This is a genomic window from Leptolyngbya sp. NK1-12 (assembly GCF_032598965.1).
Classification (GTDB): Bacteria; Cyanobacteriota; Cyanobacteriia; order Elainellales; family Elainellaceae; genus Elainella.
Genome location: NZ_CP053586.1, coordinates 5,594,394 through 5,616,997, shown reverse-complemented (window position 1 = coordinate 5,616,997; position 22,604 = coordinate 5,594,394). Strand labels below are relative to the sequence as shown.

27 protein-coding genes and 1 tRNA gene are annotated in these 22,604 nt (G+C 48.1%); 10 read left to right on the top strand and 18 right to left on the bottom strand.

The window, feature by feature from the left end:
- Positions 1-104: 104 nt before the first annotated feature.
- Both HJG54_RS23960 and HJG54_RS23955 read left to right on the top strand, forming a co-directional pair.
- Entirely contained in the window at positions 105-659 is a 555-nt protein-coding gene (locus tag HJG54_RS23960; protein ID WP_063834741.1) for a universal stress protein, read from the top strand.
- Between the two features lie 88 nt (positions 660-747).
- On the top strand, positions 748-1,629 hold the full coding sequence (locus HJG54_RS23955; protein WP_316431742.1) for a Cof-type HAD-IIB family hydrolase: 882 nt from the start codon (positions 748-750) through the stop codon (positions 1,627-1,629).
- A gap of 335 nt (positions 1,630-1,964) precedes the next feature.
- Here the strand turns inward: HJG54_RS23955 and HJG54_RS23950 are convergent, their stop codons facing one another.
- Positions 1,965-2,543: a hypothetical protein gene (locus HJG54_RS23950; RefSeq protein ID WP_051925321.1), complete on the bottom strand. Its 579-nt coding sequence runs from the start codon at positions 2,541-2,543 to the stop codon at positions 1,965-1,967.
- Between the two features lie 1,184 nt (positions 2,544-3,727).
- Between HJG54_RS23950 and HJG54_RS23945 the strand changes: the two genes are divergently transcribed.
- Positions 3,728-4,660 carry an alpha/beta fold hydrolase gene (locus HJG54_RS23945; RefSeq protein ID WP_316431741.1) on the top strand — a complete coding sequence of 311 codons (933 nt, stop codon included), beginning with the start codon at positions 3,728-3,730 and terminating at the stop codon, positions 4,658-4,660.
- A gap of 15 nt (positions 4,661-4,675) precedes the next feature.
- Positions 4,676-4,748 (top strand) — tRNA-Ala (locus HJG54_RS23940).
- A 446-nt stretch (positions 4,749-5,194) separates the two neighbouring features.
- On the opposite strand, the gene HJG54_RS23935 is transcribed toward HJG54_RS23940, so the two are convergent.
- From HJG54_RS23935 to HJG54_RS23915, 6 genes are all read right to left on the bottom strand, one after another.
- On the bottom strand, positions 5,195-5,704 hold the full coding sequence (locus HJG54_RS23935) for a GNAT family N-acetyltransferase (RefSeq protein WP_316431740.1): 510 nt from the start codon (positions 5,702-5,704) through the stop codon (positions 5,195-5,197).
- Positions 5,705-5,871: 167 nt separating this feature from the next.
- On the bottom strand, positions 5,872-6,033 hold the full coding sequence (locus HJG54_RS35550; RefSeq protein ID WP_420717287.1) for a hypothetical protein: 162 nt from the start codon (positions 6,031-6,033) through the stop codon (positions 5,872-5,874).
- A 250-nt stretch (positions 6,034-6,283) separates the two neighbouring features.
- Positions 6,284-6,511, bottom strand: a complete 228-nt coding sequence (locus HJG54_RS35545; protein WP_420717398.1) for a type II toxin-antitoxin system HicB family antitoxin — start codon at positions 6,509-6,511, stop codon at positions 6,284-6,286.
- A 22-nt stretch (positions 6,512-6,533) separates the two neighbouring features.
- Positions 6,534-6,719 carry a type II toxin-antitoxin system HicA family toxin gene (locus tag HJG54_RS23925; RefSeq protein WP_316431738.1) on the bottom strand — a complete coding sequence of 62 codons (186 nt, stop codon included), beginning with the start codon at positions 6,717-6,719 and terminating at the stop codon, positions 6,534-6,536.
- A 394-nt stretch (positions 6,720-7,113) separates the two neighbouring features.
- Complete coding sequence (locus HJG54_RS23920) at positions 7,114-7,380, bottom strand: hypothetical protein (protein ID WP_316431737.1); 267 nt, start codon at positions 7,378-7,380, stop codon at positions 7,114-7,116.
- A gap of 9 nt (positions 7,381-7,389) precedes the next feature.
- Positions 7,390-7,941, bottom strand: coding sequence for a histidine phosphatase family protein (locus HJG54_RS23915; RefSeq protein ID WP_316431736.1), 552 nt, complete (start codon positions 7,939-7,941; stop codon positions 7,390-7,392).
- Positions 7,942-8,108: 167 nt separating this feature from the next.
- Between HJG54_RS23915 and HJG54_RS23910 the strand changes: the two genes are divergently transcribed.
- A complete protein-coding gene (locus HJG54_RS23910) occupies positions 8,109-9,167 on the top strand; it encodes an IS110 family transposase (RefSeq protein ID WP_316431578.1) in 1,059 nt (352 codons plus the stop codon).
- 476 nt (positions 9,168-9,643) lie between these two features.
- On the opposite strand, the gene HJG54_RS23905 is transcribed toward HJG54_RS23910, so the two are convergent.
- The 4 genes from HJG54_RS23905 to HJG54_RS23890 all read right to left on the bottom strand — a co-directional run bounded on the left by HJG54_RS23905 (position 9,644) and on the right by HJG54_RS23890 (position 13,482).
- Entirely contained in the window at positions 9,644-10,213 is a 570-nt protein-coding gene (locus HJG54_RS23905) for a TMEM175 family protein (protein WP_316431735.1), read from the bottom strand.
- Between the two features lie 90 nt (positions 10,214-10,303).
- Positions 10,304-11,485: an FAD binding domain-containing protein gene (locus tag HJG54_RS23900; RefSeq protein WP_316431734.1), complete on the bottom strand. Its 1,182-nt coding sequence runs from the start codon at positions 11,483-11,485 to the stop codon at positions 10,304-10,306.
- Positions 11,482-12,783, bottom strand: a complete 1,302-nt coding sequence (locus HJG54_RS23895) for an NAD(P)/FAD-dependent oxidoreductase (RefSeq protein ID WP_316431733.1) — start codon at positions 12,781-12,783, stop codon at positions 11,482-11,484. Before HJG54_RS23895 ends, HJG54_RS23900 begins: the two co-directional genes overlap by 4 nt.
- A gap of 54 nt (positions 12,784-12,837) precedes the next feature.
- A complete protein-coding gene (locus HJG54_RS23890; RefSeq protein ID WP_316431732.1) occupies positions 12,838-13,482 on the bottom strand; it encodes a DsbA family oxidoreductase in 645 nt (214 codons plus the stop codon).
- A 124-nt stretch (positions 13,483-13,606) separates the two neighbouring features.
- On the opposite strand from HJG54_RS23890, the gene HJG54_RS23885 reads away from it, so the two are divergent.
- On the top strand, positions 13,607-14,068 hold the full coding sequence (locus HJG54_RS23885; RefSeq protein WP_316431731.1) for a LysR family transcriptional regulator: 462 nt from the start codon (positions 13,607-13,609) through the stop codon (positions 14,066-14,068).
- Positions 14,069-14,434: 366 nt separating this feature from the next.
- Here the strand turns inward: HJG54_RS23885 and HJG54_RS23880 are convergent, their stop codons facing one another.
- From HJG54_RS23880 to HJG54_RS23865, 4 genes are all read right to left on the bottom strand, one after another.
- Positions 14,435-14,692: a hypothetical protein gene (locus tag HJG54_RS23880; protein ID WP_316431730.1), complete on the bottom strand. Its 258-nt coding sequence runs from the start codon at positions 14,690-14,692 to the stop codon at positions 14,435-14,437.
- A gap of 68 nt (positions 14,693-14,760) precedes the next feature.
- The gene (locus HJG54_RS23875) at positions 14,761-15,390 is read right to left on the bottom strand and encodes a P-loop NTPase fold protein (protein ID WP_316431729.1); all 630 of its coding nucleotides are present in this window, start codon (positions 15,388-15,390) and stop codon (positions 14,761-14,763) included.
- Between the two features lie 65 nt (positions 15,391-15,455).
- The gene (locus tag HJG54_RS23870; protein WP_316435628.1) at positions 15,456-16,019 is read right to left on the bottom strand and encodes an IS630 family transposase; all 564 of its coding nucleotides are present in this window, start codon (positions 16,017-16,019) and stop codon (positions 15,456-15,458) included.
- Positions 16,001-16,486 (bottom strand): helix-turn-helix domain-containing protein, encoded by a 486-nt coding sequence (locus HJG54_RS23865; RefSeq protein WP_316430114.1) that lies wholly within the window; start codon positions 16,484-16,486, stop codon positions 16,001-16,003. Before HJG54_RS23865 ends, HJG54_RS23870 begins: the two co-directional genes overlap by 19 nt.
- 144 nt (positions 16,487-16,630) lie before the next feature.
- On the opposite strand from HJG54_RS23865, the gene HJG54_RS23860 reads away from it, so the two are divergent.
- From HJG54_RS23860 to HJG54_RS23850, 3 genes are all read left to right on the top strand, one after another.
- Positions 16,631-17,710, top strand: coding sequence for an IS110 family transposase (locus HJG54_RS23860; protein ID WP_316431728.1), 1,080 nt, complete (start codon positions 16,631-16,633; stop codon positions 17,708-17,710).
- Between the two features lie 740 nt (positions 17,711-18,450).
- Positions 18,451-18,762, top strand: a complete 312-nt coding sequence (locus HJG54_RS35540) for an IS110 family transposase (RefSeq protein WP_420717286.1) — start codon at positions 18,451-18,453, stop codon at positions 18,760-18,762.
- 78 nt (positions 18,763-18,840) lie between these two features.
- Entirely contained in the window at positions 18,841-19,698 is an 858-nt protein-coding gene (locus HJG54_RS23850; protein WP_420717285.1) for a transposase, read from the top strand.
- A 294-nt stretch (positions 19,699-19,992) separates the two neighbouring features.
- Here HJG54_RS23850 and HJG54_RS23845 read toward each other — a convergent pair whose 3' ends face one another.
- The 3 genes from HJG54_RS23845 to HJG54_RS23835 all read right to left on the bottom strand — a co-directional run bounded on the left by HJG54_RS23845 (position 19,993) and on the right by HJG54_RS23835 (position 21,263).
- On the bottom strand, positions 19,993-20,316 hold the full coding sequence (locus HJG54_RS23845) for a DUF5615 family PIN-like protein (protein WP_316431727.1): 324 nt from the start codon (positions 20,314-20,316) through the stop codon (positions 19,993-19,995).
- Positions 20,300-20,524 carry a DUF433 domain-containing protein gene (locus HJG54_RS23840; RefSeq protein WP_316431726.1) on the bottom strand — a complete coding sequence of 75 codons (225 nt, stop codon included), beginning with the start codon at positions 20,522-20,524 and terminating at the stop codon, positions 20,300-20,302. The genes HJG54_RS23845 and HJG54_RS23840 overlap by 17 nt, the downstream gene beginning before the upstream one ends.
- 481 nt (positions 20,525-21,005) lie before the next feature.
- Positions 21,006-21,263 (bottom strand): hypothetical protein, encoded by a 258-nt coding sequence (locus tag HJG54_RS23835; protein WP_316431725.1) that lies wholly within the window; start codon positions 21,261-21,263, stop codon positions 21,006-21,008.
- Positions 21,264-21,612: 349 nt separating this feature from the next.
- Between HJG54_RS23835 and HJG54_RS23830 the strand changes: the two genes are divergently transcribed.
- Positions 21,613-22,512 (top strand): IS110 family transposase, encoded by a 900-nt coding sequence (locus tag HJG54_RS23830; RefSeq protein ID WP_316431724.1) that lies wholly within the window; start codon positions 21,613-21,615, stop codon positions 22,510-22,512.
- Positions 22,513-22,604 lie beyond the last annotated feature (92 nt).

Genomic DNA, 22,604 nt, shown 5'->3' with positions numbered 1-22,604 from the left:
ATCAAGCCTTATTGCGAAAATGCGAATCTGTTGGCCAGTTGCGCTAGGTTTTGGGTAAGACGCATATGCGCAGGGCATTTATTTAGGTAGGGGCATGAGCAACTATGGGATTTCACAGAATTCTGGCGGCGATTGACCATTCTCCCCTGAGTCAGGCGGTGTTTGAGCAGGCGTTGGATCTGGCCACCACTAACCAAGCCCAGCTTTTGCTGTTTCACTGCTTGACGGCAGATTTAGTGTCTGCACCTCCTTTCGCCGGAGAATTGGGCATCTCTCCCCAGCTTGTGAATCAGGCTTATCAAAGTCAGTACGTGCGGTTTGAAGAACAGCTCCACCACAGCCGCCTCCTGCTGCATCACTATCGGGAGATGGCTGCTCAAAAAGGCGTTACAGCCGAATGTGACTATCGGGTGATTGAACCGGGGCAGGGGCTGTGTCAGGCGGCGCTGAACTGGAATGCGGATTTACTGATTCTGGGTCGTCGCGGACGCAAAGGACTCACTGAAGTGCTGCTGGGTAGTGTCAGCAACTATGTTTTACACCATGCCCCTTGTGCGGTGCTGGTGATCCAGGCTGAACCGTCTGCTCTAGAAGGAAAGGAGGCGCAGCAAAAGCAGGTCAAGCCGGCGGTGCCATCAAACCTGGCGATGAAGCAGTAAGGCCATCTGCCCCAAATTCGCCTCAATCCCGATAAGATAGCGATGAGCAAATTCACTGACCCTGGGGTCAGAAAAATCGGTGAGGTCTATGCTGGATTCGTCGGTTCAACCTGCTGCAACTCGTTCACCCTCAAGTGTCGCTACCGGCCAAATTCGACTACTCGTGCTGGATCTAGATGGCACTACCGTCGGTCTATCGAATCAGATTCAGCCACCCGTTAAACAGGCAATTGCTGCTGCCCAGGCCAGAGGCGTACAGGTTGCAATTGCCACTGGGCGGATGTTTCAGTCAGCGGTACGGTTTCATCGCGATATGAACTCTACCCTGCCGCTGCTGGCCTATCAGGGAGGGCTAATCAAACACCCCACAACCGAACAGATCTATCGCCATCTGACCGTGCCACGCTCGTTAGCCCTGCGGCTTTTGGACTATTTTGAACAGCCCAATCTGCGGGACCAGCTCTCGGTTCATTTCTATGTTAACGATCAGCTATACGTGCGGCAGCTCACGCCCGAATCGGTGGCCTATGGAGAACGTACCGGCGTCAAACCAATTCCAGTCGGCGATTTACGCCAGATGTTGACTCCAGATGCAACCGAACCCACTAAAGTCCTAGCCTTGAGCGACGAGCCGCAAATGATTGACACGTTACTAACGAATCTGCGGCAAGAGTACACCCCTGCCGAGCTATATTTCACCAAATCGGTTGCTACTTTCTTTGAAGCCACCCATCCTCAGGTCAACAAAGGCACAGCTGTTCAATACCTAGCCGAAGAGCTGTTGCAGCTCCAGCCCGAAAATGTGATGGCGATTGGCGATAACTTCAATGATCTGGAGATGATTCAGTATGCCGGAGTTGGAGTAGCGATGGCAAATGCACCAGAGGCCGTTAAAGCTTGCGCCAACTGGACAGCTCCAGACGTAGAAGTTCATGGAGTAGCAGCGGCAATCGAGCAGTTTATCCTGTAATGATTGTTTAACTTTATCGTTAGTGTTACTCGCCTCATTCTTCACAATTTGCAATTCATTGCACGCTACAGGTACCAACTCTATCCCGGATTGTCTCCATTCTGAATTATTTTCATCTTGGACACTCTCTGTCTCAGGCAACGCTTGGTTTCCAATTCACTCCTCACACGCCCTTTTCTGTCAATGCCTTCTCCAACCGCCCTTTGCAAAGACTGTGCCTAGTTTGCGTCTCCGGAAAACAGTGAGCCGCCCCTACCAAAACAATGCCCCACTACCAGATGATATAGCCCCCACTCCTGACTCCTAACTCCTGGCTCCCTCGCCCCCCTTCCCTCCTACGCCGCACAGAAGCAAAATTCATCAATCGTCAATTCGCCATTGAAGCTACAGAGAGTTACTTTGTGAATGTTGCTGCCGCTAAGGCTGAGGCGTTGATTCAGACAGCGTCCCCAGCGGGAATTAGCTTGGCTTTCGGTTTGGCCAATTAGTTGATTATGTCGATTAAAGGCACTCATCACCGTGCGGCGAGAGCTGATGATGAAACTGCTGACATACTGCACAGGCCGCAAAAATGTGGCTTCGATGCACCCACTTTCCGGCGCACCCAACAGCAGCATCAAGCCCGCTTGGGGCGAGAAGGCCGGATTGGACGGACGAATCGCAATCGCATTTTGAAACAACACTCCCCACGATTCATACTGCCGCTCAACAACGGAGAAACAGGTCAGATCTTCTAGATCCAACCGGACACAGATCGAGGCAACCGTGAGGTCACCGCTCTCTGTGTTGAGATCCAGTCGAGAAAACTGGTTGAACGGAGGTGCTTGGCATCGTGTGCATTCGCGGACGGCGGACGGTGGCTCCGCTAGCTCAATAGCTGGATTGTGAGCGGAAACCCTGATGGAATTTGACATACAACCCCCAAGTTCATGTCATGGGTCAGCAAAGGGAACACGTAGACCATAAATTGGCTCTCAGCGAAACTCTGTAGGTGCCCCGCAGTGTGCGCGTCTGCACACGGAGGATGACCGAGTCAACAACATGAGTCGAACCTTAAGATCAGAGAGGATTTATGGAAAAATGTAAAGAGAGGTTAAGCCCCTGATTCGCCCAATCTAGCTCTAGGACAGAACTGGCTCAACTGATTTTTCTGACCGCAGGTCAGTAGTTTTATCAGCTTCTCATGCGAAAACTTCGCGGCTCACTGAATGCAGCAATCGATGGGTGGCTCAAAAAATGAAACCCTGGTAGAAGCGCACTAATTGCGCATTCATTCTATAGCCAGGAGAAGGGTAAATTGGTTTACTTTGTTACCGGTTTAGGGTACCCGTTTGGGTTACTGGTTTGCTGTTGTATTGCTCAGCTATCGTACTAGCCAGCCACTCAGCTACTCTGCCTATCTCGAAGACAACTTCCCCATCGTTGGTGGAAAGCTACTCCACAACAGCCTAACCTGGTTTGCAGATCCGCTGGCGGAAAGCTGCAGTTTATACCCAATCTTGCAAGCAATGCAGAGCTCAATCAGGCTTTCGTGTTTATGCAGAGATTTAAAATGCGCCCATGTAGCCATTATCATCATCTTTGCAATCATGAGTGCAAAAATAATACAGTTTTTAACTCGCGGTTGCCGATAGATTGCAGATGGGCTAACAAACTACCGCTTGGCAATACATCAGGCTAAGCTATAGTGTGTCTACGTTCTGGCTATAGATCAGTCAATTCATGGCTATCAAAATTGATCCGCTTCACTGCTTTGGCTGTATCATGGCGTATCCGCAATCTTATAGTTCTTATCGTAATGTTAAACACCACCTATCTGCGCTGCCTTCACCAAGGCATGATTCAGCTGGAGTGAGATTCTGGAGTGAGATTCTGGAGTGAGATTCTGGAGTGAGATTATAGTGTGATTAGCCCAGAGTGATTACCTCCCACTCATGGCTTCAAACCGCGACGCAATTCGGTAAACCCTGGACCACAACCATAAACTGTGCAGTAGTATCAAGCCAGGTTTTTATACAGGCTGTTTTTCAGGCTGTAATTCTAGCGCTCAGATCATGCTGCTGCCAGTATCTTCTATATCAACCCCCGCTCGTTTCGTATGCTCCAGCCAGCAGGCTTCTGTCAATCTTCGATCTCAACCAGCCTTGGTACGTTGGTCTATTACACTGCGAAAGCAGCCAGTGCGAAAGTAACCAATGGCGAGGCAACTCCCCTGCCCTCACCTGGTCCAGATCTATCGGATCATCGGCCAACGCTGGTATTTCTTCATGGTTTTGGCGGTGGTTCTTCGGCCTATGAATGGTCTCATGTCTATCCAGCTTTTGTGCCAGAGTATCGAGTGGTAGCACCAGACCTAATCGGCTGGGGGCGTTCGCAGCATTTGGCCCGTAGTTACCAAATTCAGGATTATGTCACTACAATCGTTGAATTCATCGAGAAAGTGTGCGGTACGGCAACAATGGTGGTGGCTTCTTCGCTCACCGCTGCTCTGATGGTGCGGATTGCCGTTGCTCGTCCGGAATTGGTCAAGGCCATGTTTCTGGTAGCCCCAGCCGGATTGGCTGATTTCGGTCGGCCTTACCGCAATTTCTTCTCCCAACTAGTCAGTCTACCTGTACTCGATCGGCTGATCTACGATACGATGATCGCCACGCAATTGGGGATCCGCAATTTTCTAGAAACTAAACAGTTTGCTCGCGCCAATCGAGTTTCGCAAGAAATGGTGGATGCCTACCTCGCCTCAGCCCAACAGCCCGGTGCTGACTACAGCGCTATCTCCTTTGTCCGGGGTGACCTTTGTTTTGATCTAGCAGCCTACATTCCCCAACTGACAGTTCCAACTGCTGTGCTGTGGGGCAAACAAGCACAATTTACCTCTGCCGAACTCGGTCAACAGCTGGTTGATCTCAACCCACGGGCAATTCAAATCTTTACCCTGCTTGATGATGTGGGCCTGACGCCTCAGCTAGAGCTACCTGCCGTGACCACTGGCCTGATTTATGATGCTCTAGCTCGACTGACTCAGTGCTAGAATAGTTGACGCTACGGGGAGTTAGCGCAGTTGGTAGCGCGTCGCGATCGCACCGCGAAGGCCAGGAGTTCGAATCTCCTACTCTCCATTTGTCCTTTGATGTCATCAGTCAACTAATAGACACCAGTAGTACAGTGACACACTATTTGTCATAGGTAATAACTGAGCTTGTCTCAAAATAGTGGACATTCTCAAAGAGTCGAAAACCAAGGAGAATGAATCCATGGTCAATCCAGCGTTTGATTTCGTACTTCTCCAGTTGCGAATCAATTGCGAGCTAATCAGGAAAATCTGCTGTAGGCGCAGCCTTCTCGCAGAGTAGTAGACGAAGCACGAGGTTCAGTGCACTAGTAAGTGCACTTATAGTGGACTTGCTTCATTAGCCCGCAATTGATTCGCGGTCGGGTCAGGCCACGAAGCGACACAGAAACATTTACAGATCCGATTGAACACAATTCTGGACAGACTCGCAACTTGCCCTCTAGCAATCCTCTTGACCTCTGTCACTTCAGGGCTTATGTTCTACGACAATCGCTACTCAAATTCTCTGAACTCTGACCGATATTTTACGGTTCCACTGCACCCCTTCAATCCACCTCTTGCCAACTCTAACACCATAAATGCCTCATCTGGCACTGCATACTCACACCTCAACCCTTTCTCTTTGGCTGGAACAAACCCAAATTTTGGATAGTATTCTGGATGACCCAGCACAACAACAGCTTTACATCCCAACCGAGCGCACTCCTCTATACTATGCTGAATTAGCGATGCTCCAATCCCTTGTCGCTGATACTCAGGTAGCACTGCTAGTGGTGCTAACCCAAGAATGAATAAATTATCAGCACATTTCCCCTCGATTTCAACTGGGCTATAGAAAATGTGTCCAACAATTTGCTCGAATTCTACAGCAACAAAGGAAACTGTAGAGGCAACACTTCGCAACCGATCCACTAAATCTGCTTCATTCTCTCGCTCGAACGCTGCCACATTGACGTTGTGAACTGCACTGATATCTTCTGCCCGCTCAGCTCGAATGTCCATAAATTAGCTTGCTAGTAGCAATGGATTACAAATATTTGAAATCAATCAAGATAACGCAATTTCCGACACTCACCGATGACTGCAATGTCCCTGACCGTTTTGCGGCAACCGTTGCCATTTCTCCAACGGGGGCGAACGTAACCCCTCAATCTCCCCGAAATCTGCAACTACAGGCAGGGAGTGGAGAGGGGCGATTTGTGAGCAATGCCCAACGACTGCTGGCACAGGCGGGGGGAGAAAACACGAATCTGGCAGCAGGACAGGGCCGAGAACTGGTAGTCATTCCAGGTGTTGAACACATCACCATTTTGTTTAGTGATAGTAGTCATCAGGCAGCAGTGCGCTGGCTCGATGCAACATTTGGAAAATCCAATGATAGTCACTATCGCGATTTGACAGGTCAACGCTATCGCGACCGCCGCATGGCTTGGTATGGACTACACCTGTTAGGTTGGTTAATCGGATTAGCTGCAATCTCGCCCCTCCTGACCTACTCCCCATTGATAGCCACAAAAATAGCTCCTACCCGACGATGGGCAGGCTTAATCGTTGCACCACTGGCAGCAACCGTAGGGTTAGTCATGCTGAACCAGCGGATTGACCTACCGCTACAACATCTACCAACTCACCCGAAGAACGAGGTTCAGGAATTGATTCACCTCTTTCACGTAAGCCTTCAAGATGAAACTCAACTGCCTCTTTGACAAGTTCCAGAGCCTCTTCGCGTGTTTCGCCAACTGCTACACAACCTGGCAAGTCTGGGACATAAGCACCGTAACTTGTCTCTCCTTTCTCAAGGACAACCATATATCGCAATTTCTGACTCATTTCACTTCAATCCAGCTTGCTTGAGAATACTGTTCAATGTACCAGGAGGAATATCAACACTTGACTTACCTGATACTGTTACTGTACCCGGTTTACTGAGATGGTGAAACTGTCTATGACTCCCTCGCATCCGCACTTGATACCATCCATCTTCCTCCAAAAGCTTGATCACTTCTCTAACTTTCATTCATGGGATTCGATATTACGATGAAAAGCCTAATTAGGCTGAAAAGTGATTTGGCTGGAGGGTATTACACCCATCGTGCCACAGATATCAGTGTAATACCAATCACCTATCGAACCGTAAATGTTAATTGTCGTACGCTCTCGAATTGAACATAGAGAATTGCCATTCGGCGACTGTCTGACATTTGATGGAGGATTAAAAACGATGGCTACCTCCGCTTTAGAAATTGGAGGTGTAGGTAGCACATATTTGGCTTTCAGAAATATGCCGTTGTATATCGCTTCAATTTCATCATGACACCGAACATCGATACGTCAGAGAAAGTGGTAACTGAGGCAAAGCATCGGGAACACCAAAGGTGTCAAACCCTTCCACAAAGTTGAATCGCTGGGCATTATGCATTTCGTGCCGCTTGATCCGATTCTAGGAGTTGGCTGAGTTTGTGCGCTGCTTCATGAGAATTGAGAGGCGACCAAAGGGAATACGTTGCTCCAGCTTGGAGGGTTGGCTCTTCTTCTTTCGCTAGCTCCGCAATCAGAAATTGCATAACTTTCAATTTTTCTGAACGAGATAACTCTCTTAGCGCTGGGAATAGATCTGCTGTGGTCATAGGATTGTGGGAAATGAGCGACTCCTCTATCTTCTCATAACCATCTGGCATCAGGATTTCCTAATTCTGCCTGTTGTGGAAATGGTCAATATTGACCAACCCATTTTCAATCTGAACCTGATACACATCAGGATTCCGTAAGTTCACCCAATCCGCATAACCGATCTGCTCATTAAAAAACTTTAAGATGAGTGTCATTAAATTGCCATGAGTGACAATTGCGGTTGAACTCCCGGCTTGTTGCATGACCTCATTAACGACTGCCATGCCACGACTCATTGCTACACGACTCGATTCACCTCCAGCGAAGTTCAGATCGAGATCCACAAATGTCTCAGCCAGCTTTTCCCGCCAGTCATTCAATGGAGTTGAACTCAAGACTCGCTCAACCAGTCGATCGTCTACTTCAATGGTCAGCCCAAGACGTTGAGCTAGAGGAACAATCGATTGATAAGCTCTGATGTATGGACTTGCAATAATGCGACTGATTTGCGCTTCACCTAACCAATCTGCTAAAGCGATCGCTTGTTGCCTTCCTAGTTCTGTCAACGGTGCATCAGGTTCTTGTCCTGTTGCCTGACAATGCCTGACGAGATACAACACTTGAGCCATGTGCGATCGCTTATTGAGCTTAGAACACTAACAGACAACGTTTATCGACTGCCACAACCCAGAAGCGAAGAGAATCTATGCAAGCCGTGAGAGGTAAGAAGAAACCTCCGATACCCTTGAGGATAGGACGTTTCACTTCCACTCAACGATAAACCTCGGAGGCTGATATGAAGATTCTCGCAATTGACCTGGGAAAATTCAAGAGCGTGGCTTGCTTGTTCGATACCGAAACCAACCAAGCCGAGTATGAGACGATCGCGATGCAGCAAGTTGCGCTTGAAGACTTGCTGCAACGGAAACAGCCGCAGAAGGTGGTGATTGAAACCTGTACCAACAGCAACTGGGTTCATGATATTTGCCAGGAACACGGCTACGAAGTTTTGGTAGCTAACCCGAATCAAGAAGCATGGCAATGGCGCAACGTGAAGCGCAAAACGGACAAAGATGATGCGCTCAAACTCGCTAAACTTGCTGCGCTTGAGCAAATTAGCCCAGTGTATGTTCCAGCCGCCCAAACCCGCCAGTACCGCCGCTTGGTGAAATACCGCAAAACTCTGGTTTGGCGAATGAACCAAATCAGGAACAGCATTCGGGCACTCTTGATGGCACAAGGGTTAACCCTGCCTGCTCGTGCCAGAGCCTGGACGCTGGAAGGGTTGGCAGAGTTGAGCAAACACCGCAAACCGTTAGCCGAGTGCCAGATTGACGAGTTATGGAAAGGCGAGCTGGATGTGGAATTGACGCTGCTCGATACGTTGGAAGAGCAACACGACCAAGTTGAGAAGCAACTCAATCAACTTGCCAAACAAGAAGAACGGGTTCAACTGTTGATGACAATTCCAGGAGTGGGACGACGAACCGCAGAAGTGATTGTGACCGCGTTGGATAAACCGGAGCGCTTTGCCAATGCTCGGCAAGTTTCTGCCTACGCAGGCTTAGTGCCTGACCAGCGACAATCGGGGCAAACGAATCGATTAGGAGCGATTACGCGCAGAGGGTCCAGGTTACTACGAGGAGCATTAGTCGAGGTAGCATGGATGCTGATTCGCTTCAACTCTTGGGCACGACAGACCTTCGAACGTATCTGTGGAGGGCAGAAAACTCGCAGGAAGACGGCGATTGTGGCGCTAGCTCGAAAGCTTTTGGTGAGATGTTGGGCAATGCTGAGAGACAAACAACCTTGGAACCCAGAGCTGATAAACAATCTAAGCATTAGCAACGCATGATGAGTGTTTGGTGATTGAGCGTTGGTGGAAAGAAACTGACTGGGTAAGAAGTTGATGATTGATGGGTTAGGTGAGATTTTTGAGTGCGTGAGCTTGCAGTTATGCTTAACTTACAAGAAGTTGACTAAGCGAATAAGCCACGCACTTTGCAAAGACTCTTGAGACAATGCAGTGATTACAGCTTCAAATGTGAAAATGTAAACAGCATTGACAATTCGGATAGTCGGTTAGAAACAACCTGACACAATTAATTGTGAACTTGAAATACATTGACTGTATTCATCTTGGTAAAAGATGAGAACTTAATGCTGTCAAAAAGTTGATATTTGATTAACGACCGAAAGCTAAAATCCTGTTGACAGGCTCACGGCTTCATAGTCTGCATAACTCTTTATTCGACCGCGACGCGGTCGCTAAACCTGTACAGAGGTGATCCGGGATTGTATCTTAATCTATCGGTAGGGATGCAGATTATTTTAGGAGACTTCACTACTGGGTAGTTTACCCAATTGCCGATCGATGACGCTGGGAAATAGATAAAACAATGGGATGAGGATGTAAAGAACTGTGCTTAAGGTTGTATTGCTCAATGACAACAGCGAAGCAATCAGGTAAAAAATCGGATAACCAATACTCCAAAGAGAAGCTTGATAGATGAAACGGCGTTCGGCTTGAGGATAATCCCAGAGATACTGCCGAACGACATAAAACCAAAGGACATTGTAGACAATGCCAGTGAACGACAGGGTTAAGCCATAGAACATCACAATGGGTTGGAGCTTGCCGTATTCACCGATCAGTGCCGTTGGGAAAGGGATAAAAGCAATGCACATGAGCAATACTAAGTTGATTGTCAAGACAATCCGATCGACCCGCCTCAGCAAATGAAATAGAGCATGATGATTGAGCCACAAAACACCAATGACCAAAAAGCTCGTGATGTAGCTCAAAATATGCGGCACAGCATGAATTAGTGCATCAATTGCAGTCGATGCCGTTGCCTGAGACAAATCTGGCACTTTAATTTCAATCACCAACAAGGTCATGGCGATTCGGCAAAGCCGACGCTATGCGAACGCGAATACCCCATCACTGAATGCTTCAAATCGATTCAGGTTCATGAATGATTTCATCGGTTATCCCTCCGTTCGCCCTTTACCGTACATAAATTGCGATCGCTCTCCCAAAGCCTCTCCCGATTTCCAGAGCCGCATTCCTAGCGCCAGCTGATCGCCTTCCCATGCCTCTAGTGCTTTAGGTACATCGTGATTGGAGTCAACCAAAGCATCGACTAGAGCGATCGCGTTAGCCGCCGCTTTAGCAGTACTAGCAGCCGTATGGGGACGGGGAATAAAAGCCGCGTCGCCGATCAGGGCAATGCGAGGTTGCTCCGCAACACTGGCGTGACCGAATGCCATTTGCGGTACGCCAAGATCTAAAATGGCTTGGACAAAGGGTTCTTGGGTGGCTGCCACTAATTTTTGAAATGGAGGCGCTAAGACGCGATCAGCATATGATCGCATCGCTTGCTCCACAGTCGGATGGATCATTCCAGGGGCGATCGAATACTCCCGTTGCTGACCGTTTTTATCGGTCAGGATGTCCGGCAATTCGGTTGTTTGGTTGTAGTTGACATACCAAACCCAGTTGAAGCGACGTTCCCCCGGAATCAACGATTCGTTCTCTCCTGGAATCACATATTGCAGAATGTGAGAATTTGAAAATTGATAAAATACAAATCGTTCGGTCAACAATTTTGCTGTTGCAAGATCGAGTTCCGATTCATTCACTAAGCCGCGATAGGCAACATATCCAGCATATTGGGGCGTGTAGTCAGGCAAGAGCAAGTGGCGAATGGTTGAAGTTGGTCCATCCGCACCTACGAGTAGATCGCCTGTCTCGTGAGTGCCATCGGCAAACATCGCAGTCACCGCTAACCCATCTTGCTGAATCTCAGTCAGATGTTTGCCTTGATGGTAATGGTCAGCCGGAAAATGCCGCCGCATTGAGCCATACAGTAAGTTCCAGGAGGTTAAGGTTTGACGCATTGGCATGGCTTGAGCAATGCTGCCATCGCGTTTCAGATAGTATCGCTCGTGCGCCACCACACCTAGAGGATCTTCATAGGCTATTCCGGCTCGTTGAAACGCTTCTACGACATCCGGTTGCAGCACAATGCCGCCGCCGCGACTGTCAAGGTTGTGCGGCGATCGCTCGTAAATATCTACCTGCCAACCCATCGATCGCAACAGAGTTCCGGCAAACAGCCCAGCCAATGACCCACCAATTACAAGGGCACGTTTATCGATAGCGTTCATCCGATTTCCTCTAAATACTTATGAACAAACGTGACCGCCATTGCGCCTTCACCCACGGATGAAGCCACCCGCTTCACAGAACCATGCCGCACATCTCCCGCTGCAAAGGAACCAGGAACACTGGTCTCTAGAAAAAATGGATCGCGATCGAGCGTCCAGCATTCCGGTAGGCGACCCTGTTTGAGCAAATCTGAACCAGTCACCAAGTAGCCTGCTTGATCCCGAATGATGTTGGTATCCTTTGCCCATTCAGTATTTGGCGCACCACCAATGCAAACAAACAGCCGTCGAGTATCGATTTTCTGTACCGCTCGTTGGCGTAGCCTCTCGGAACGAGAATCGCGATGATTGGTTACTTCTATTTGCTGTAACGAGGTATCTCCTGCTAGTCCAGTCACCTGAGTCTGAAAGAGAACTTCAATGTTGCTTTTCTGAGTAATACGCTCAACGAGGTACTGCGATAAGGTCGCCGCTAGCGTATCGCCGCGAATCAGCATGGTGACTTTTTCGGCATAGCGCGACAGGTACATCGCAGCCTGACCTGCCGAGTTACCCCCACCCACAATAAAGACATGTTCACCACCACACAACGGGGCTTCACTGGCACCCGCACCGTAAAACAATCCGACGTTGAGAAACTGGTCTTCATTGGGAAGATTGAGCCGTCGGTACTCAATTCCCGTAGCGCAGATGTTGGCGCGGGCAATCATTTTGCTGCCATCTGCCATGTCCGTGTAGATGCGATTGTCCCGAAATTCTGATTTTATGCCCTCGCGCAATAGCAACAGTTCAATCCCAAATTTGACTGCCTGCTGGCGGGCGCGTTCCGCTAAGTCAGCGCCACTAATGCCTTCAGGAAATCCCATGTAATTCTCGATCAAGGAACTGGTGCCTGCTTGTCCACCGACAGCGTGGCGTTCAATCAGAACGGTGCGTAGCCCTTCAGATGCGGCATATACGGCTGCACTTAAGCCAGCAGGACCCGCACCATAAATCGACAAATCATATTCTTTGAATTTGGGTTGTGTTACCCAACCGAGCCGTTGAGCAATCTCTCGAATGGTTGGGGCAAAGAGTTGAGTGCCATCTGGAAATTCAACCACAGGCAAGCGAATATCGCTCAATGTTGAAAGACTCAGTTCGCGAGAGCAATCCTGGTCACTCGTTAGTTCAATCCAGTCAAATTCAACCACGCTGCGGTTGAGAAAATCTCGAATTTCGTAAGCAGAAGCGGAACTAGGCTGTCCATAGAGTTTGACTCTGTGAGAATTAGACGATGAGCCTGAATCATTTGTCATGATAGTGTTTTCGTCGTTATTGTTGTCATTCAGCAAATCGGATTCGCTTTTGGTTCAAGCAGTGGTCAATTCATGCGCTGCATTTTGCAGGGCAGCGAGAAAAACCTCAACGGGTTGAGCGCCAGAGATCACTTCTTGACCAATGCGGATATGAGGAACACCATGAATTCCTTGAGCGATCGCTTGTTGTTCCAAGTCTCGGATCTCTTGAATTCCTGCATCCGATAACAGAAAAGTCTTCGCTGCTTCTGCATCTAGACCCACGCCCGTCGCTAGATCCGCTAAGACTTGAACTTCGACAATGTTCTGTCCTTCTGTGAAATAAGCGTTTAGAATCCGTTCTGCCATTGCCGTTGCTTTGCCTTGTTGTCCCGCAAACCACATTAATCGGTGGGCTTTCAGCGTGTTTGGGGTAACGGTCATCAAGTCGTAGCGAAATCCGATGCCATCGTTTTGGGTGGCTTGAACTGTGGTCGCATCCAATTGCTGCGAATATTCCCAACTGCCAAACTTCTGGCTGCGATAAGTTTTGCGATCCATCCCAGCTTCAGGCATATCCGGGTTTAGCTCGAATGGAAACCAGATTTTCTGAATTTCAACCGATGAATTTAACTGCTCAATTGCCCGATTCAATCGCGTTTCTGCCACTAAACACCAGGGACAAATGAAATCTGAAGTAATGGCAATCGTCAATGTCATGGTTGCCTCCTGGCAAGCAGTGCTTGGGTAACTCACCGTTCCACTCTAATTGCATTCAAGAAGAATGTTAATATGCCAAAAGCACTAAACACTTTTGCGTTTTTTGCAAAACTCGAAAAGAAAGATGGATCAGCTAGCGGCAATGCGATCGTTTGTCAAAGTCGTTGAAGCGGGGGGCTTCTCGGAAGCCGCTCGTCAGCTAGACTTGGCAGTTTCTTCGGTCACGCGACAAGTAAACGCCCTAGAAGGAATGTTAAACACGCAGTTGCTCAATCGCTCTACCCGTAACATTACCCTAACTCCTCAGGGACATAAATACTACGACAAAGCGGTGCAGATTCTGCAAGACGTAGAAGCCGCAAATTTTTCTGTGATTGAGCAGGGCGATGTTCCTCGCGGAATTTTGCGGGCAAGTCTGCCCGTAGCATTTGGACGAATCCATATTGCCCCACTCCTGAGTAAGTTTCTGGCTCAGTATCCCCAAGTCAGGCTAGATCTGCGCTTGAGCGACGGGTTAGCAAACCTGGTTGAAGAAAATCTTGATCTGGTGATTCGGCAAACTTCAAAAGCTAACTCGTGTCGATAAAAACACACGTTGAACTCTGCAAAAAAGTTCATGTGTCCAAGAATTACAGGTGTGTCTCTCATCTCAGTCCAAGCAAACGCAAGAAGAATGGGAGAGAATTGCGCGATTGTACCAGACACAACCAAACCTCGTGAATCACTTCGTGCCAGATTTCCGCTCAGTGGAATAGAAACGGTTTGATTCTCCCAGACTGCACCGAGTTGCAGACCAATTTCGTAGGGAAGAACGTTGACACTTGCCCCCGTATCCAAAAATGCCATCACGTCTAGAGAACGATTCTTTAGGGTGAGCGTCAAAGGTAAATAGGGCATGATCACTGATCGCCCAAGACTGTCTGTTCGTTCTGTGAATAAATAACGTTGCCCATCAAGCATTGGATGCTGCCTTTGCTGTCTCTAGAAGATCTGACAATGCTTGAACTGCTGCTTTGTCGGCTTGAGGCGACCATACCTCTGCCCCTGTGGATGCGAGTTGCTGAAGCAATATCTTCTCTGAATTTTCGACTATTGGTTCTAGGCTGCATCCTTCTTCCTTGGCAACTGCTAAGAGGAGAAAGTGGATCAGTCGAAGCTTATCTTGATGAGATAACTGATTGACCGTGGGCAACAGTTCGCTGAGTGACATATTGCTTGCTCCAGAGAATACGCTTCTCCATTATAAATTTGATTTTCCTGGCAGGCTCAGAGTACAAGTTAGGCTGCCCCTAGCTTTGTTTTGATCGCAGCAACAACCTCATCTGCTAATTCATCTAAAGGTTTTACTCCACCTAAAATCAAATCGCAATTCTTCAAAACCCTTGCGTTCACTTCAAGATACATTTCGCGGGTAGCACCACTGAGATACCCTGTTAGGTATTCTTTGAGATAGATTGCCAGGTATTCTGAATTTTTCTCCCTGAGACACCATTCAGCATCTCGAAGCAATCGACGTGCTAAAGCAACTTCTAGCGGCAGATCAATACACACAACAAAATCGACCAACTCACTCATCCCGGCTCGTTCTCTACCAAATGGCTCCTCCATAACAATAAATCTAGCTGTCCCGATCGTGCCTTTGTCATCGGGTAAAGAAATAGCTTCTCCATGCCGCAACATCTGCAAGTCTTTAAGGAGTTGTGGAGTTTCCCATTGATTGGGATCGGCTCCCTCTCTAATCCACTCGGAGAAATTCGAGGGAAATTTCGATACGGAAGCGTAGTCGTCGAAATAGAAAGATACAGCATCTTCTAACAAACTGGTTACTTTTTGAACCAGAGAAGTTTTTCCTGATCCAGAGGTTCCACTTATAGCAACCACAAAACTTGGCGATCGTTTGTTAGTCATCACACCATACCCTTCAGTTTTGGAAGCCTAAAGAATCTATGCAAGCCGTTAGGGATACAGCCATCCTAGATAGGAGATGAACAGTAGCCGTACATAAACGCCTTGGCGAAAGCAAAGGTTTGACAATGCGTGACCAATTGAAACAGAAACTTGACCGACCCAAATCTTCTACACATTCGTGCATACTTGCGAATAAACTGCTTCGCTTGTAACCAAACATCCTCAACTGGATTCTGCTCAGGTGCATTAGGGGCTAAGCGAATACAGGTAATCTTCCACGCCTCAGTCGGTAAGCCTCCATTGGTCTGCTCCAGAAATTCCTGCACCACCTTTGAGCGGTGGTAGCTCACCCCATCCCAGACAATCACCAGGCGCGTGTTCTCAACATACAAAGACTGGAGATACTGTAGGAAGGCAACCGTATTCTCTTCGTTGCCTGCGCTGTACTCTTTGACAACAAACTGCTTGGTGAGATAATCCAATGCCCCATAGTAGGTCTGTCGTTGCTTGGTAGACTTGACTTCCACATCCACCCGTTGCTTGCGGCGGCTCCACCCATAGCCACTGATATCGCCCCACAACAGGTGGCATTCGTCGAGAAATAAAACTCTTAATTGTCCATCGGCGATCTCAGATTGATGCGTTGCCAGTAGCGCTTCAAGTTCTCTTTTTTTTCCTGAACCAGAGTTTCATCCTTGTCAGGGTGAACCGGTTGTGCCTTCTTCCAACTGAAGCCAGCGTCTCTGAGCAGGGCATAGTAGCTCTGGAGTGATTGGTAGACCACCCCATACTCATCCTCAATGTGGTCAATTACCTCCTGGAGTGTCCAAGCATCCTGCCCGTCGAGCCACCGAAACAACGCTTGCTTCTGCTCACAATCGAGATAGCCTTGGGTGCCCCAATAGTTGGAGCGCAGTCCCTCCACACCTGAGCATTCGTAGCGTTGATGGCTAGCTGTGATGAAGCCAACCGACACTTGCAGAATGTCACGGATCTCCCGATAGCTGTGACCGCCTTGACTCATCTGCACAGCGAGTGCACGCTTGAGTTCCAACGGAGGTGGGTTACTTTGAATGAACTGTTCGAGCGTTTCCATCGGCTGAGGGGGTAAAGTTTGGGGCACGTCCTCAGCCTACCATTTGTTCACATCCTATTTAGGATGCCTATAGAAAAGATACCTCCGGTACCTTGGAGGTAAGAAATTCAAACCCTCTACAAAGCAATTACCGGAGGCTTGTCGATGAAAATTCTAGCGATTGACCTAGGAAAATTCAACAGCGTCACCTGCCTGTTTGACACCACCACCAATCAAAGCGAATTTGAGACCCTAGCCACTCAACATTTGGCGTTGGAATGGATCTTAAACAAAACTCAGCCGGATCAAGTGCTGATTGAAACCAGCTCCATTAGCGGTTGGGTTCATGATCTGATTGACGGGCTCGGCTACAAAGTGGTCGTTGTCAATCCGAGTGCAGAAGCTTGGCGATGGAAAAACGTTAAACGCAAAACGGACAAAGATGATGCCCTTAAACTGGCAAAGTTGGTAGCACTGGAGCAAATCTCTACCGTGCATGTGCCGAACGCGGAACAGCGGCAATATCGTAGCCTGGTCAAATACCGTAAAACGTTAGTCCATCGCATCAATCGGGTGCAAAGCACTATCCGTTCTTTGTTTGACCAACAAGGTATCTCGATTCCGGGTGGGCATCGAGCTTGGACAATCGCCGGAGTGGAAACGCTCTCTAAACATGCCAAACCGTTAGCCGAATGCGAACTCAACGAACTTTGGAAAGGAGAACTCGACTTGGAATTAAAGAATCTGGATGGGCTCTGGCAACACTTGCAAAGCGTGGATGACCACCTCGAAAAGATTGCCCGACAGAATGAATCGGTAAAATTGTTACAAACGATTCCTGGGGTAGGACGCAGAACAGCTGAAGTGATTGTTGCAATCATTGATGACCCGCATCGGTTCCAAAATGTGCGGCAAGTCTCTGCCTATGTCGGACTCGTGCCTGACCAACGCCAATCGGGACAAACCAACCGACTGGGCAAAATCACCCGTCGCGGCTCGGAGTTATTGAGAAGTGCTCTGGTGGAGGCAGCTTGGGCGATGCTCCGCTACAATCCTTGGGCAGTTCAAGTCTATCAACGAATTTGTGGAGGACAGAAAACTCGCAAGAAAACAGCGATAATTGCACTTGCGCGTAAACTCTTGGTGCGGTGCTGGGCAATGTTGCGGCGCAAGGAGCCTTGGCAAGATGATACCGTTTTCCCCAGCACCACAACATCACCCAGCTCAATCGCTAATCCAGCTTGATCTTGAAAGCGGAACTAACCTGAAACACTGTTGCTCTAACGAATAAGACAAGCTCTTAAGCATTTATTTAATTGGTCAATCTATGCGTCGTTGAGTAAATCAGCCCCTTTGAAATGATACGGAATGAGTTTTTTTACCTGATCTTGAAGCGCGAACTAATCTGAAACATGATTGCTCTAACGAATAAGACAGGTACCTTTGCACAGATAAATGAGACAACGTGAAAGTTGTAAATCTAGAAATAGAAATACAATTAGCGTTGACACCTCGGATAGTCGTTTAGAACTCAATCTGCCTCATTTTCAGATATGACTTTCACTCCTTCTAGTCCTGCCTCTAGCCAGCTAGAGGATTAATCTCGCTCGCCTTAAATTAGGCATCCCTCGACCCGCAAACGCCCCAAACCCTCTTGACACGGACACGGCTTCAGCGGCTCGGTTCAGCGGCGACCAAGCAATTTTAGCGATAGACGAAGAAACTTTGTACGTCCGCTGCAACCGAATTATGGGGAGACGGACAAGATTTGTCCGATAAACTCAGGAAGCAGACTCGGACAGAACTCGGTGACGACTTTCCAACCGCTGACCTTAGAGGTCTATAACAATACCGCCTCGCACCGATTTCGCACTCTATCGCCACATCTGACGAACGCTCAGGGATGACGTGGTTCAGACGCATTCCATAATCTTTTCGCCCGTGCGATAGCGTCCGAGTCTGGTTCAAACCACAACGGTAGCACGATGAACTCAATTGAGACTCCATCTTCCTCACCGATAGCATCGGTAGACTATGCTGCTTACGTTGGTATCGATTGGGCAGATCGCAAGCATGATATCTGCTTGTATGACCCTGCTACAGGAGCTTGGCAGCCGAGTGTGATTGCTCATACCCCAAATGCCATTAAGGCTTGGGTCGAAAGGTTACGGCAACGCTTCAATGGACGACGCATTGCTATCGCTACCGAACTCAAGCGCGGACCGTTAATCTATGTGCTGTGTCAGTTCGATTTTCTGGTGTTGTATCCGGTCAATCCGCGCACCGTTGCCAACTAAGCTGCAAAGCAGCCGCTACGCGAACGCAAAGCCTTCAAACTCAGCCGTGCTAAGTCTGACCCGATTGATGCTCAGATTTTGGTTGAGTTGTTGCTCAAACATGATGAGAAGCTCAAAGCGTGGCAGCCAGAGAGCAGCCAGATTCGAGCACTGCGGCAATGGACGGAAGTGCGGAGAATGCTTGTGGGTGAGAGAGTTCGCTTAACCAATCGGATCACAGCCGCTCTCAAAAACGACTATCCTCAAGTATTGGATTGGTTCGAGGATAAAGATACGCAAGTCTTCTGCCTATTTGTGGAACACTATCCTACACTCAAAGCAGCGCAAGCTGCCACACCAGAGCAATTAACCGAGTTTTTCACTAGCCATAAAGTTGTCAGACGCCGTGCCATCGCACGGCCAATTGAGCAGATCGCTCACGGCAGTCCTTTGACTGAAGATGCTGCCATCGTCGTCCCCTCGCAATGGTTGGTACAAGCTTTGACCCACCAGTTAAAAGGGCTGCTCAAAACGCTAAATGAGATCAATGACAAAATTGCTGCCTTGTTTGCAGACCATCCCGATGCCGAGTTCTTTGCCAACTTGCCAGGTGCAGGGCCACATCTTGCTCCGCGTTTACTGGTGGCATTTGGAGAAGACCGAACTCGATACCCCCAAGCACAAGATTTATTGCGTTACAGCGGAATTGCACCTGTGACCGAAAGCAGTGGCAACAAGTGCTGGGTACATTGGCGTTGGAGTTGCCCGACTTTTTGCGACAAACATTCGTTGAGTGGGCAGACCAGTCCCGCCAACAGTCGTTGTGGGCAAATGCCTTCTACAAATTACAGCGCAAAAAAGGCAAGACTCATCCGATGGCAATGCGGGCACTCGCGTTCAAGTGGATTCGGATTTTGTTTCGCTGTTGGCAAGATGATGAACCGTATGATGAGGTGAAGTATCTTCTCGTGCTAAAGAAGAAGAAATCCTCGTTGGTACAGAATCTAGCGCTGTAATTGCAATGTCTGTTAAGCGAGGATATCAATAATAGGGAGGATCTAAAAACCAAAAATAGGAACAGACTGAGAATCAAAGAATGAGTGCTTATAACCAGAATAAAAATCAATTCTGAGTCAGTAAAACGATTGCTTGTGGAATTGATTAGTTTACGGTGTCAAAACTAAACTATCAGCATAAGTAGAAAATTCTATTTCTACTTATGCTTGACCCCGTCCTCCTCAGGGCTTATTGTTAGACTGCTACACGTATCAATTCACCTACCCGAACGGATTTAAGTACCTCGTTTAATCGTGGTAGTAGTACTGATAAATCTTCAAAGCGGTTGCTCTTGGCTTCAAGTATGATGATTGCAATAGCGAATATAGATAAATTCTGCTCGTAAGGGATTCCCTTGTCAGTCGTTATGAAGACATCAAATTCAGCTTGAGCAATACGAAGCAACTCTCCATTCTTTATGCCAGTCCAACCGCAATCCCCAACGGTGAGAGCCTCCACACCTTCATCAAAATGTCTTTTTAGCTTTCTAGGCAAGTTCTCATCAAGCAGCACACGCATTATTGTTTTCTGCCTCTTTGAGAACCATTTCTAGAAACGCAACTGCCTGCTCACGGGTAACACTAGGAAAGTCGTCCAGGAAATCATCTAAAGAGTCCCCTGCTATAAGATGCTGTATGAGAATCTTAACTGGCACACGTGTTCCTGCAAAAACCAGAGTTCCACTCATGATTTCTGGATCACATGAAATGACTTGATCTCGTTTCATGACCTTCTACTCCACAGTGAGAAGTTTTATCCACAGTTCTGAGTATTGAAATGATGGCTACTACCCCACATTATGACTCGAAGAGAGATCACCAGCCACAGTTTCTTCTTGAACGCTCTCCTGGAGACACCCAAGAATAACCATTATCAAAAAAACAACCAAACCCTGTTTCAGTTGCACCTACTGAGTTTGCCCAACTGCGACAGGTATTAGCACTCCAGACGGCTGGCACAATTGTTGAGTCACGCCAGTTGCCAGGAACAATTGCACTACAAACCTTCTGTATCTCGCTTATTTGAGCAACTGCTACGTGCGAATCGGTTAAGTTTACTGTCAGATTTAGCCCTACAGCTAGCAAAACCATTACAGCAATCAACTTTATTCTTTTCATCGGTTAGAATAGCCCTTGATTTTAGGACAGATGCCTCTAGATTCACCAACCACAGTTAGGGCTTGGAAGTCTTCCTGGATTCACTTCTGACTAGGAATAACCATCATCAAAAAAACAACCTAGCTGTGTCTCAGTGCCACCTACTGATTGCGCCCAACCATAACAGTCATCAATGTACCAATCATCAGGAGCCATTGTGGAATCACGCCAGTTGCCAGGAACAACTGCACTACAAACCTTTACGCGCCAAGACTGAGCAACCGCCGGACTCGTATCAGTCACGACCTTTGCAAAACTCAATCCTACGACTAGCAAAACAACTACTGCAATAAGCTTAATTTTCTTCATCCGTTAAATACTCCCTCTTGAAGCGGTCTACCGACCCCGTTCACCCGCCGCTAGTAACCTCTCGGACTCAACGAGAAGACTTGAAACGGTCAGTGTGCAACGATTTATGGGGGTACGAGGCTGAAATTGAGGAGTACCCTCAACTTTAGAACTCGGAGGAGGTGAGTGACGACTTTGCAACGGGATGACATCCGATGTCCATAACAATATCGCACGCACTCCCCTCTTGTCCCTGCTTCAACTAACGAATCCTCAGGGCTTGGCGTTAGCAAACCTTGCCATCATCCTTTCGCCTGAAGTTGGGAGCATTCGAGCTTCATCTGAACCCATTGCTCTTCAAGGGGTAAGTATGAAAAAAACTGCTGCTTCGCCAGTTCTGGACACCATCCCATCTCCTTACACAGTTTACATTGGCATTGATTGGGCTGACCAAAAGCATGATATTTGCCTTTATGATCCAACACCCCAACAGCTTGAGTTTTCCGTCATCGGCTCCCAACCCGAAGCGATCGATGCCTGGGTCGAAGGATTAAGGAAACGATTCAATCGAGAGACAATCGCCGTTTGTACCGAGCAGAAACGGGGACCGTTGATTTATGCGTTGTGCAAGTACGAGTTTCTCGTGATTTATCCAGTTAATCCTCAAACGGTTGCCAAGTATCGTCAAGCCTTTGCTCCCTCTGGTGCTACAGCTGACCCCACCGATGCTCAAATTCTAGTGGAGTTGTTGCTTAAGCACATTGACAAACTCAAAGCCTGGAAACCGAGCAGTGCCAAACTGCGATCGCTCCAGCAATTAGTGGAGAATCGACGGATGCTCGTGGCAGAGAAGGTGCGCTTGACCAATCGCATCACGGCTGCCCTCAAAGGATATTATCCTCAAGGGTTGGAATGGTTTGAGGACAAAGATACCCAGGTGTTTTGTGAGTTTTTGAGTTGCTATCCGAGTCTCCAAGCTGCACAATCAGCTCCAAAAGCAGAACTAGAGCAGTTTTTCAGGACGCATCATGTAGTGCAAGCCAAGACCATCAACCGTCGTCTGGAGCAGATTGAGCAAGGCGTGGTGTTAACCGAAGATGCAGGGATTGTTGAGCCTCTGCAACTGTTGGTCGCAGCCTTGATCGCCCAGTTGCAGGTTTTACTGCCGAGCATTGCCAGACGCATCAAGGAACAATTCGAGCGCTGGCATTCAAGTGGATCCGAATTGTGTTCCGTTGTTGGTAAGACAGGGAAGCGTATGATGAGGTGAAGTATTTGATGACATTGAAACGAAAAGGTTCACCATTAGTGCAGAGTTTAGCACTTACAGAAGATACGAAATAAGAATCAAAGCAACACAAG